Origin of the sequence: Streptomyces sp. NPDC096079 (assembly GCF_040303145.1) — a bacterium.
Lineage (GTDB): Bacteria > Actinomycetota > Actinomycetes > Streptomycetales > Streptomycetaceae > Streptomyces.
Genome location: NZ_JBEOST010000004.1, coordinates 347,499 through 358,859, shown reverse-complemented (window position 1 = coordinate 358,859; position 11,361 = coordinate 347,499). Strand labels below are relative to the sequence as shown.

Sequence of the window (11,361 nt, the reverse complement as noted above, 5' to 3'; positions counted from 1 at the left end):
GGCACCGACCTCGGCCGCCTCTACTTCGCCGACATGAACGCCGACAACAAGGCCGACATGATCGTCCACACCACCGACGGCAACATCGCCATCCGCCTCAACACCGGCGCCGGCTTCAACGGCGGCACCAACTGGAGCACCGGCTGGAGCCGATTCGTCACAGGCACCGACCTCGGCCGCCTCTACTTCGCCGACATGAACGCCGACAACAAGGCCGACATGATCGTCCACACCACCGACGGCAACATCGCCATCCGCCTCAACACCGGCGCCGGCTTCAACGGCGGCACCAACTGGAGCACCGGCTGGAGCCGATTCGTCACAGGCACCGACCTCGGCCGCCTCTACTTCGCCGATTCTGTCTACACCGGCGGCAGCGGCGGCGATAAGAAGGCTGACATGGTCGTCCTGACCTTCAGCGACGGCAGGGTCGCCTTGCGCCAGAACACCGGCGCCGGCTTTGCCATCGTCAATGGGGGCGACGTGCTTTAGCCGGAAGTCAGGCCATCATGTGAGCACACTCATGCGATGACGCGCCACCCGGGTTCCTCGGGTGGCGCTTGGCCTTTATTTGGGACAGCAATTGGGGCAGTAACCAGAACTGCCAGAGCAAGAGATGAGTGGCTGATGAGTCCACGAACCCAGGAGCGTCAAAGTCCCGGCATAGGCATGCGTGCGCTGAGAACGTCGACACTGGGACTGTCGTTCATGGCGTTGACGCTGGGCTTGCTGGGAACAGCACCCCGATCGACTGATCACGATCAAGGTGGGGAAGTACAGTTTGCCGCCTTGTCGGATGTGACCACGACCGACCGTGGTCGAGTCGTCGAGTACTGGCAGGCCGGCGGCTTTCTCGTGAGGCCGGCCGCCGAGGCAGCGTTGGCCGGAAGCGACTCTGACGTCCAAGCCTTTCTGGCTTCCGCAGGGGAACTCGTCGCCCAGGAGCGACGAGCCCGCACAGCCCAGCTCGCGAGCGTAGGTGGTACAGAGCTGATCGCAGCAGCCCGCGCTGCGTTCCCCGACCCCCTAGCGGTAGAGGACTTCCTGGACGACGGCTGGGAAGCACCTGCGCAGCAGGACCGGCGCATTGAGGTTGCGCAGATCATCAGCACCGGCCGCCCAGTCGTTCAGGAGACCGGCCGAGCAGCACTCAACGGCACGTCCGAGGACGTCAGCACGTTCCTCCGCACGGGGCACCAACTCGCTGAAGCGCAGGATGACAGGGTGCAGATCGCCCAGATCATCAGCGTGGGCGGTAGCAACGTGAAGGCCGCAGGCCGTCTCGCATTCAACGGCACGGCGGCTGACCGGCGGGAGTTCCTGGAAGTCGGCCAGTTCGTCGCCCGCAACAAGGACGAGGAACGCGCCACAGTCGCGGAACTCGCGGCGCAGGCGAAGGAAGCAGGCAGGCAGGCCGCGAGGGAAACCGAGACAGCCAAGGCGTTGTCGAAGGAAGCTGCCGACTCGTCCGTTGAAGCCAAGAAGGCCGCCCTGACCGCCCAGGCGGAAGCCGAGGCTGCCAAGGGCGAAACCGAGAAGGCGGCCGGCGCGGCAAAGCGGGCTGCCTCGGCTGCTTCCCTGGCTGCCAAGGCTGCCCAAAAGGCGATCAGCGCAGCCAACGCGGCGAACAACTCGGCACGCATCGCCGCTAACGCCGCCGCCCAGGCAGCCGCCGCGTCGGCGGCTGCCTCGCAGGCCGCAGCCCGCGCCCAGGCGGCAGCCGCCGATGCGGCCGTCGACGCGAGCAACGCCGCCTCGGCGCGCACCGCTGCCGAGGAAGCGCGCGCCATCGCCAAGAACGCCAACCTCGCTGCAGACGCTGCAGATCAGGCGTCCAAGGCCGCGACCGCCGCCGGTGACGCCGCAGCCTCCGCCGCCAGCGCCGGCGTCAACGCCACCATCGCCGCAAACGCCGCGATCGAGGCGAGTACCCATGCTGGAAGCTCCAGCGCGGCCGCCGCCGAGGCCCGCGCCGCAGCCGCTGCGACCCAGCGTCACGCCGATGAGGCCAACCGAGCCGCCGCCGCGGCCGAGGATCTTTCCCGTGACGCCGCGACCGCAGCAGGCCAAGCCCGCGACGCGGCTCGCTCAGCGGCGACTCATGCCAACAATGCCGCAGCCGCAGCCGAGGACGCCGCGGACCACGCGGGCGATGCCGCTACTGCCGCAACCAAGGCGACAGCCCACGCCAACGCCGCGACCCAATCGGCGAACACTGCCACCAGCGCGGTGCTGCAGGCTCAGAAGATCTTCGAACTCGCCCGAAAGGTCGAGGCCGAGGAACTCCTGGGACGCACCAATGCCGGGATCGAGCTCGCCCGCGACCAGAAGGCAGCCGACATCGCACGCACGGCGAAGGCCACAGAGGTGGAGACGGCCGGCAAGAACCGTGAGGCCGAGCGAGACCGCCTTGTCGCGATCCTCTCCGAGCCCGGCGCCGACATTCCGTCCGTCTCCACTCAGGGCCGCAAGCTGGCCGTGCAGGTGATGAAGGAGGGTACGGCCTGGGGACGGGCCGCAGCTGAAGCTGCCTTGACCGGACCCGACGAGGTCGTTGTCGACTACCTGAAGAACGGCTGGGCAACGGTCAGAGAACAGGACGACCGCTCGTACGTCGAGCGCCTCGCCGAGGAAAGCGAAACCCCGGAGATCCGCGCTGCGGCCGAGACCGCACTGAGTGGAAGCGCCGCCGATGTCGCGACCTTCGTCAGCGACGGTCAGTACCAAGTGGCATCGCAGGCTATGCGCCTCGCGATCTCGCAGGTCATCTCACAGGGCGGCCCCGTCGTCACCGACGAGGGCAGAGCAGCGCTCAACAGCGGTGCCCCCAAGAGGTACAGCGAGTTCCTGACCAAGGGCCAGTTCAACGCTCGTACCCAGGACGAGCGGGTGCGAGTCGTCCAGCTGATCTCCGCTGGAACACCTGAGGTCAGGTCTGCGGCGAAGGTTGCGTTCGAAGGCTCGCCTCAAGTCCTCCATGCGTTCATCGCATCCGGGCAGTACATGGCGGCGCGCAAGGACCACCTCAGCGCCACTCACGTTGCTCAGGTCCGCAAGCTGATAGCCGATGCCGCCGTGATCGCAGCCGGGGCGCAGAGGAATGCAGCGTTGGCGCAGAAGGTAGCCGCGGACGCACGCAAGGCGGCCACAGAGGCCAACAACTGGTCGCTCAAGGCTCAGGACGCAGCGGCGGACGCCAAAACACACGCTGCGGAGGCCGATCAGTACGCGAAGGACGCCGAAGCGTCAGCCGCCAGCGCCGCTGTCTCCGCAGCGACGGCGCGTGACGCAGCGAACGCGGCCACCGCCGATGCGAAGAACGCGGCCCTGTCCGCTTCGGATGCCACCCTCTCTTCAGAGATGGCGCAAGTTTCCGCAACCCTTGCCTGGACGTCCGCAGAGCAAGCACGCCAGTCCTACCTCGCCGCCGGCGAGGACGCGGGGGCAGCACTCGAGGCAGCGAAGGAAACCTTTACAATCACGGTCAAGAAGTACCGTGAGGAAGAGACAGCCCGGAGGAAGGCTGCTCTTGAGAAGAAGCAAAAGGCAATGCAGGACCCGGGCTACGTCGCTCGACAGCAGTACCGCTGTGGTCAGGCAATTGTCCCCTGCGATCCTCAGCAGTTCACGCGCTGGTGCCAGCACAACTGGGTTTCCTGTGAGCTCTACTCTTACACCGATGAACTCGGCGAGGCTCTGACTACAGGAGGTAACTTCCTCCTCGAAACGACCGGCTTCGGAAACCTCGAGTCGTGTCTCGACAACAAGGACTTCGAAAGCTGCTGGGAACTCGGTGCGGACGTCCTGCTCGGGAGCAAGTTCAGGGCTCTCGACAAGGCATTGGACCGTCTCCAACTGCTGCAACGTGGCTGCAAGCTCATCGGTGCGACAACCTCGATGGTTCCGTCCAGTGCGGCGATCTCAGTGTTCCGGAATACTGCTTCAGGCGCCACGGGCTGCCTGGAAGGCTTGAAGGACCACGACGTCATCGATCCCGAAACGGGAAAGATAATCACAGACATCGACTTCTTCGAAGGCAATACCCTGTGGGAAGACAAGCACGTTCTCGGCGGCTGGGACGATGAAGTCTGGATAAAGAAGCAGATCGAAGGTAAGGTCGAGAAGTATCTGAAGGCCCGCCAACACCTTCCTGAATTCTACAGGGATGCCGAGATTGGTTTCCGGTTCACGCGACCGAACCAGGACCCGCGTTTCGTAGAGCTGGTCGAGGATCGGTTCAGGCAACTTCGAGAGAAATACCCGACAGTGACCTTCAAGACGAAATGGTTCTAGTGAGTTACCCCTTTGAAACTCCCGACAGGTCGTGCACTCTTTGGGATCCGGCGCTCAGGGTGGGCCAGACATACGTGGCCCTCGCCCAGGAGTTCGGCAGGATGACCGGTCTTCCCACGGGATTGACCGAGAACGAGCAAATCGGTGGCAGCGACGTGGAGCTGGCCGAGTTTCAGCGGTTCACCCAAGCCCTTTACGACCAGTACTGCTCCACCAATAGTTTCGTTCTGCACGGGCTTTTGCGCGGGTTCTTGCTCACCTCCATCGTGATGCTCGAGAGGGGCGGCGGGTCCCTCACTCGCCATCTCGAGCGGGAGGACGGACTGCTGGACGACCTCGACGCCTACGTGCGGTACATGCCTGCGGACTGACTCCCACCGGCGGGAGACCACACGGCAGCCACGAGGCGCGGCTGCCGTGTGCCCGCTCAGTCCACCGTCACGACCAGGTCCGCGTGGGCGCGGCCCCGGGAGACCAGGCGGGCGTTCGCCTCGTCCGAGTCGTGGACCCAGCGTTCCGCCTGGGCGCGGGACTTGCCGAAGCGGACGTGGCGGTCGATCAGCCGGGGGACGCGGAGGCCGTCGTCCAGGTCCAGGTACCAGGTCTCGTCGAGGAGGGGCCGGACGCCGGCCCAGCCGTCCCGGTCGTGCAGGAGGTAGTTCCCCTCGGTGACGACGAGCGGGACCTCGGGGGCGACGGGGACCGCCCCGGCGACCGGTTCCTCCAGGGCCCGGTCGAACGCCGGCGCGTACACCGTGGTGCCGGGGACGGGGGTCCTGAGCCGGGCGAGGAGCGCGGTGTACCCGGCGGCGTCGAAGGTGTCCGGCGCTCCCTTGCGCCCGGCGCGTCCGAGCCGCTCCAGTTCCGCCTGTGCGAGGTGGAACCCGTCCATGGGCACGAGCACGGCGAGCCCGTCGAGCCGGTCGACGAGCCGTCCGGCGAGCGTGGACTTCCCCGCCCCCGGCGCCCCGGCGATCCCGAGGATCCGCCGCTCCCCCGGCACGGCGAGCCCCCGCGCCCGGGCGGCGAGCCGATCGAACTCCCGCACGTCCATGCGGGGCATTCTCGCACCGGTGCGGCCCCCGGCCCCTCGGGCCACCCCTCCCCCACCCCTGTCCCCGACCCTGATTCGCCCCCTCCCCCCGCAAGGGTCATCCCCCGGCACGACGCGGGTGGCCGCGGGTCGAATCCACCGCTTCCACGCATTACGTTGGAGTAATGCCGTCCATCGCACTCGTCACCCTCGTCGTCCACGACTACGACCAGGCCATCGCCTTCTACACCGACGCCCTCGGTTTCGAGCTCGTCGAGGACACCGACCGGGGCGACGGAAGCCGCTGGGTCGTCGTCCGCCCGCGCGGCGCGGCCGGTGTCGGCGGCCTCGGCAACACCGGGCTGCTCCTGGCCCGCGCCAAGAACGAGGAGCAGGAGGCCTCGGTCGGCCACCAGACCGGCGGCCGGGTCGGTTTCTTCCTGCACACGGAGGACTTCGCCCGCGACCACGAGCGCATGGCCGCGGCGGGCGTGAAGTTCCTGGAGGAGCCGCGCCACGAGCCGTACGGCTCGGTCGCCGTCTTCGAGGACCTCTACGGCAACCGCTGGGACCTCCTGCAGCCCGCCGAGTAATTCGGTGTCGCCCGCGCGGCGGCTCTCCCTACACTCGCGGCACGGCGCACCGACCGGTGTGCCGTGCCGCGAGAGTGTCCACCGAGGGGAGCCGACCGTGCGTACGCGCCGTTTCGACGTGATCCTCGCCTCTCGCTCCGGCCGGTGGCGGCTGCGCGCCCGCCATCGCCGACCCGCGGTGTGACCGAACCGCCCCGGGAATCGCGCTGCCCGTTCTTCACGCAGCAGCGAAAGGCACCACCATGCGCGTCCGCAATCTCGGCATCCTCGCCCACGTCGACGCCGGCAAGACCACCGTCACCGAACGCTTCCTCTACCTGACCGGCGCCACCCACAGGCGCGGCGAGGTCCACGACGGCACCACCGTCACCGACTTCGACCCGCAGGAGCGGGACCGGGGCATCACGATCTTCGCCGCGGCCGTCAGCTGCGACTGGGCCGGCCACCGCGTCAACCTGATCGACACCCCGGGTCACGTCGACTTCTCCGACGAGGTCGAGCGTTCGCTGCGCGTCCTCGACGGCGCCGTCGCCGTCTTCGACGCCGTCGCGGGCGTCGAGCCGCAGAGCGAGACGGTGTGGCGCCAGGCCGACCGCCACGGCGTCCCGAGGATCGCGTTCGTCAACAAGCTCGATCGCGCCGGCGCGGAGCTGGACGCCGCCGTGGCCTCCCTGCGCGACCGCCTCGGCACCGTCCCGCTCCCCGTGCAGCTCCCCATCGGCCGCGAGGACGGCTTCACGGGCGTCGTGGACCTGGTCCGCATGCGGGCGTACGTGTGGGCCGACGGCGCCGACACGTTCGCCGACCTGCCGGTCCCCGACGACCTCCGGGACGAGGCCCGGCACCGCCGGCGACGCCTGGAGGAGACGGTGGCGGAGCTGCACCCGGGCGCCCTGGAGGAGTTCTGCGGGGAGGACGCGCTGTCCGGGGAGACCCTGACGTCCGCCCTCCGCGACCTCACCCTCTCCGGGGACGCCGTCGTCGTGCTGTGCGGCTCGGCGTACCGCAACCGGGGCATCGAGCCGCTGCTCGACGCCGTCGTCGCGTACCTCCCGGCCCCCTCGGACCTGCCGCCCGTGCGCGGCGAGGTCCCGGCGGACCCCGGGGCGCCGTTCACCGCGCTCGCCTTCAAGGTGAACGCTTCCGCCACCGGCCGCATGACCTACCTCCGCGTCTACGCGGGCACGCTCAGGAAAGGGGACACCGTGCTCGACGCCACCGCCGGCCGCACCGAGCGGATCGCCCGCATCCTGCGCGTGCAGGCCGACCGCGCGACGGAGGTCGACGAGGCCCGCGCCGGTGACATCGTCGCCGTCGTCGGACCGAAGTCCGCCCGCGCCGGTGCGACCCTGTGCGCCCCGGACGCGCCGGTCGTCCTCGAACCGCCGTCGACCGCCGACCCGGTGGTCTCGGTCGCCGTGGAGGCCCGTCGCAGCACGGACACCGGCCGCCTCGCGACGGCCCTCGCCCGGCTGTCCGAGGAGGACCCGTCGCTCGTGGTGCGGTCCGACCCGGAGACGGGCCAGACCGTCCTGTCCGGGCTCGGCGAACTGCACCTGGAGGTCGCGGTGGAGAAGCTGCGGCGCGACCGGGGCCTTGAGGTCACGGTCGGCCGTCCCCAGGTCGCGTACCGGGAGACGGTGACGAAGGGCGTCGCGGGCCTCCTCCACCGGCACGTCAAACAGGACGGCGGCGCGGGCCAGTTCGCCCACGTCGTCCTCGACGTCGAGCCCGCGGCCGACGACGAGTTCGTCTTCACGTCGACGGTCACGGGCGGCCGCGTCCCGCAGGAGTACGTCCGCGCGGTCGAGGCCGGCTGCCGGGACGCCCTCGTCGAGGGCCCGCTCGGCGGCCACCCGGTGACGGGCGTCCGGGTCACGCTCACGGACGGCGCCACGCATCCGAAGGACTCCTCGGAGATGGCGTTCCGCACGGCGGGCCGCTTCGCCCTGCGCGAGGCGCTCCGCGCGAGCGTCATGACCCTGCTCGAACCGGTGGTCGAGGTGACGGTCACCGTGCCCGCCGAGTCGGTCGGCCCGGTCCTGGGCGACCTCGCGGCCCGCCGGGGCCGGGTCACGGACCAGACGACCCGCTCCGGTACGGCGGTGGTCTCGGCGACGGTCCCGCTGGCCGAACTCTTCGGCTACGCGTCCCGTCTCCGCGGCCGCACCCAGGGCCGGGGCACCTTCACCACCCGCCCGGCCGGATACCAGGCGGCGCGGGGCTGAGGTCGCGTCCGGCCCGCACACACCGTGCGGGCCGGACGCGCGGCGCCGGGACCGGCCGCGACGCGCACAGGTCCTGGCCCTACGGCGCCAGGGTGCGCAGGACGCAGAACTCGTTGCCCTCGGGGTCGGCCATGACCACCCAGCTCCGGCCCGGTCCCTGGCCCACGTCCGCCTTGGCGGCGCCGAGGCCGAGCAGCCTGGTCACCTCGTCCTCGGTGCTGCCGTCGATCGGGCTGACGTCGATGTGCAGCCGGTTCTTCACGGTCTTGCCCTCGGGCACCCGGACGAAGTACAGGGTGGGTGGCATCTGGCGGGCCCGGATGTCCTCGACCGTCGGCTCCCAGGAGCCGATCTCGACCAGCTCCTCGTTCCGGTCGATCACTTTGAAGTCCAGGACCTCGCACCAGAAGGCCGCGAGCGCCTCCGGGTCGTGGCAGTCGACGGCCAACTCGGTGAACCTGCTTGTCATTTCTCTCCCAGGCAGCGCGGAAAGGGGCTCAGCGTACGCCGGTCGTCCGGCGGAGTCGCGCTCATTTCCGACGTCGCCGGCCCTCAGGGAACCGACGGCCCACCGCTCCGGGCCCGGGGCAGGTCGAGCTCGGCCCGTACGGTCTTCCCGACCGGTGCGCGGTCGAGCACCGCCCACCGCGAGGCCAGCGCCCCGACGAGGAGCAGCCCCCGCCCGCCCTCGTCGAGGGGCCCCGGCGCCACGGCGGCCGGGCGCCGCTCGCCCCGCGCGTCGGAGACGTCGATCCGGAGCAGCAGCCCGGGCGTGTACGCGAGCGCCAGCTCGAAGTCGCGCCCGGGCACCCGGCCGTGGGTGACGGCGTTGGCGGCCAGCTCGGCGACGAGGAGCGCGGCGACGTCGGAGGTGTCGGAGCCGTACGGGACCCGCCAGCGGTCGAGTTGGTGGAGGGCGAGCCGCCGGGCGAGGCGGGCGCCGCGCGGGGTCGAACTGAAGCGCTGGGTGAACACACGTACGGTGACGACCGGTTCGCGGGTCAGGGGGGAGGTCATGGGGCCAATGTGGCGACGAGCCCGGGGAGTTGCCAGCTCAGGAACCCGTACGCTGGGCAGCGTACGGGTTCACGCTCTGGACCGTACCGGTGACTATCGGTGAACCTGGATGCGGTTCCGCGCGAGCACACGGGTACGGGAGGTGGCGGGGTGACGGATGACGTTCCGAAGGGGAGCGAACCGGAGACGTCGGAGAGCCTGAGGGCTTTCGGGGAAGTGGTCAAGGTCTTCCGGAGACGGGCGGTCCTGACGCAGGAACAGTTCGCCCCGCGCGTGGGCTACTCGGTCCCGACGATCGCCTCGATCGAGCAGGGTCGGCGGCTGCCGTCGAAGGAGTTCGTGGCGCGCGCGGAGGAGGTGCTGGACGCGTTCGGCGCGCTCACGGCGGCGGCGAAGCACCTGACGCGGAAGGCGGGCCTGGCGAAGTGGTTCGAGGGCTGGGCGGAGCTGGAGCCGCTGGCGGTGACGCTGTACACGTACGAGAACCGGCTGGTTCCGGGCCTGCTCCAGACGGCCGCGTACGCCCGGACGCTCTTCGAGGAGCAGATCCCGGCGATGGGCGACGACAAGATCGAGTCGAACCTGATCCGGCGGATGGAGCGGACGCGGATCCTCGCGGAGCGCCACGAGACGATCTTCAGCTTCATCATGGAGGAGACCGCTCTGCGCCGCCAGGTGGCCACTCCGGAAGCCATGCGCGAGCAGATCGACCACATCCTCGCCGTCGGCGAGCGCCGCAACATCGACATTCAGATCATGCCGCAATCTCGCGGGTATCACGCCGGTCTCGGTGGCCCCTTGTGTCTCCTGGAGACCGAGGAGAACACCTGGTACGCGTACTGCGAAGGTCATGAAACCGGTCAGCTGATCTCCGACCCCAAAGTCGTCAGCGTCCTCCAGCAGCGATATGCCAGGATGCGGGCACAGGCTCTGTCTGTAGAAGCGTCCGTGGGCCTGTTGCAGGAGATCCGAGGAGCACTATGAGCACCACTGAACTGGCCTGGTTCAAGAGCAGCTACAGCGGCGGAAGCGGCGACAACTGCGTCGAAGTCGCCCTCTCCTGGCACAAGTCCAGCTACAGCAGCGGAAGCGGCGACAACTGCGTCGAGGTGGCCGCCTGCCCCTCCACCGTCCACGTCCGCGACTCCAAGCGCCCCACCGGCCCCCAGCTCGCCCTCTCCCCCGCCACCTGGACGGAGTTCATCGGCCGGCTGGGCTGACGGCCGGGGCCCGGTGGTCGCTCGGCCTGGTCCCGTACACGCGCTTGAAGGCCACACTCAGGCCGAACGCGCTCCGGTAGCCGACCTGTCGGGCGATCGAGTCCACCGTGGCGTCGGTACGGGCCAGCAGGTCGGCCGCCAGGGCGAGGCGCCAGCCCGTCAGGTACGTCATGGGCGGTTCGCCCACGAGGTCGCCGAAGCGGCGGGCGAGGGTGGCGCGGGAGACGCCGGTCGCCTCGGCGAGGGTCGTGACCGTCCAGGGGCGCGCGGGCCGGTCGTGGATGAGACGCAGGGCACGGCCCGCGACGGGGTCGCCGAGGGCGCGGTACCAGGCGGGCGGGTCGGCCTCGGGGCGGGCGAACCACTCGCGGAGCGTGGACAGGAGCAGGAGGTCCAGGAGCCGGTCGAGGACGGCCTGTTGGCCGGGGTCCTCGCGGCCGATCTCGATGTCGGTGAGCTCCAGGACGGGCCTGACCTCGCCCTCCTGGGGGACGACGAGGACGCGGGGCAGGCCGCCTATGAGCCGTTCGGAGACGCGTCCGTCGACCTGGTAGCTGCCGGTGAGGAGCACGGTGGTGCCGCCGGGGGCGTTGGCGCAGGTGCGCAGGCCGAGGATGACCTCCTCGCTGACGTCCTCGCCGTCGGCGGTCGTGCAGTGTCCGGGGTGGACGACGTAGAACGGCGCTGTCGGCGCGCTCGCGTCGTCGGTGACGGAGAACGGCTCGCCCCCGGTCACGACGGCCACGTCACCGGGACCGAGGGCGACCGGCGGGGCGTCGCCGCCGGGGAGGATCCAGCCGGAGCCCCGGAGCATGGTGACGACGGCGAGCGGGGTCCCGTCGGCGAAGCCGATCGACCAGGGCGGGACGAGGATGTTCTTGCTGAACAAGGCACCCTCGGAACGGACTTCGTACAGCAGGCTCGCGAGCGGATCCACATTCCGAGTCTACGGCGAGGCCCGACGGGGCCCCGGGTCG

At 69.8% G+C, this 11,361-nt stretch carries 11 protein-coding genes; 7 read left to right on the top strand and 4 right to left on the bottom strand.

Going from position 1 to position 11,361, the window contains the following annotated elements:
- The 3 genes from ABTY59_RS11970 to ABTY59_RS11960 form a co-directional block, all read left to right on the top strand.
- Positions 1-492, top strand: a 492-nt coding sequence (locus ABTY59_RS11970; protein ID WP_352018779.1) for an FG-GAP-like repeat-containing protein, incomplete at its 5' end; no start/stop codon positions are given.
- 135 nt (positions 493-627) lie between these two features.
- Entirely contained in the window at positions 628-4,293 is a 3,666-nt protein-coding gene (locus ABTY59_RS11965; RefSeq protein ID WP_352018778.1) for an ALF repeat-containing protein, read from the top strand.
- Positions 4,284-4,664, top strand: a complete 381-nt coding sequence (locus ABTY59_RS11960) for a DUF6086 family protein (protein ID WP_352018777.1) — start codon at positions 4,284-4,286, stop codon at positions 4,662-4,664. Before ABTY59_RS11965 ends, ABTY59_RS11960 begins: the two co-directional genes overlap by 10 nt.
- A 56-nt stretch (positions 4,665-4,720) precedes the next feature.
- Here the strand turns inward: ABTY59_RS11960 and ABTY59_RS11955 are convergent, their stop codons facing one another.
- Positions 4,721-5,356 carry a nucleoside/nucleotide kinase family protein gene (locus ABTY59_RS11955; protein WP_502995355.1) on the bottom strand — a complete coding sequence of 212 codons (636 nt, stop codon included), beginning with the start codon at positions 5,354-5,356 and terminating at the stop codon, positions 4,721-4,723.
- Between the two features lie 155 nt (positions 5,357-5,511).
- Between ABTY59_RS11955 and ABTY59_RS11950 the strand changes: the two genes are divergently transcribed.
- Both ABTY59_RS11950 and fusA read left to right on the top strand, forming a co-directional pair.
- Complete coding sequence (locus ABTY59_RS11950) at positions 5,512-5,919, top strand: VOC family protein (RefSeq protein ID WP_352018775.1); 408 nt, start codon at positions 5,512-5,514, stop codon at positions 5,917-5,919.
- A 242-nt stretch (positions 5,920-6,161) separates the two neighbouring features.
- The gene (gene fusA, locus ABTY59_RS11945; protein ID WP_352018774.1) at positions 6,162-8,147 is read left to right on the top strand and encodes an elongation factor G; all 1,986 of its coding nucleotides are present in this window, start codon (positions 6,162-6,164) and stop codon (positions 8,145-8,147) included.
- A 79-nt stretch (positions 8,148-8,226) separates the two neighbouring features.
- Here the strand turns inward: fusA and ABTY59_RS11940 are convergent, their stop codons facing one another.
- Together ABTY59_RS11940 and ABTY59_RS11935 are read right to left on the bottom strand one after the other, a co-directional pair.
- Positions 8,227-8,616 carry a VOC family protein gene (locus tag ABTY59_RS11940; RefSeq protein WP_352018773.1) on the bottom strand — a complete coding sequence of 130 codons (390 nt, stop codon included), beginning with the start codon at positions 8,614-8,616 and terminating at the stop codon, positions 8,227-8,229.
- 83 nt (positions 8,617-8,699) lie between these two features.
- The gene (locus tag ABTY59_RS11935; protein WP_352018772.1) at positions 8,700-9,164 is read right to left on the bottom strand and encodes an ATP-binding protein; all 465 of its coding nucleotides are present in this window, start codon (positions 9,162-9,164) and stop codon (positions 8,700-8,702) included.
- A gap of 150 nt (positions 9,165-9,314) precedes the next feature.
- Here ABTY59_RS11935 and ABTY59_RS11930 point away from each other — a divergent pair, with 150 nt between their 5' ends.
- Positions 9,315-10,148, top strand: a complete 834-nt coding sequence (locus tag ABTY59_RS11930; RefSeq protein WP_352018771.1) for a helix-turn-helix domain-containing protein — start codon at positions 9,315-9,317, stop codon at positions 10,146-10,148.
- Entirely contained in the window at positions 10,145-10,384 is a 240-nt protein-coding gene (locus ABTY59_RS11925; RefSeq protein ID WP_352018770.1) for a DUF397 domain-containing protein, read from the top strand. The genes ABTY59_RS11930 and ABTY59_RS11925 overlap by 4 nt, the downstream gene beginning before the upstream one ends.
- Here ABTY59_RS11925 and ABTY59_RS11920 read toward each other — a convergent pair.
- Complete coding sequence (locus ABTY59_RS11920) at positions 10,365-11,321, bottom strand: cupin domain-containing protein (RefSeq protein ID WP_352018769.1); 957 nt, start codon at positions 11,319-11,321, stop codon at positions 10,365-10,367. The genes ABTY59_RS11925 and ABTY59_RS11920 overlap by 20 nt on opposite strands.
- Positions 11,322-11,361 lie beyond the last annotated feature (40 nt).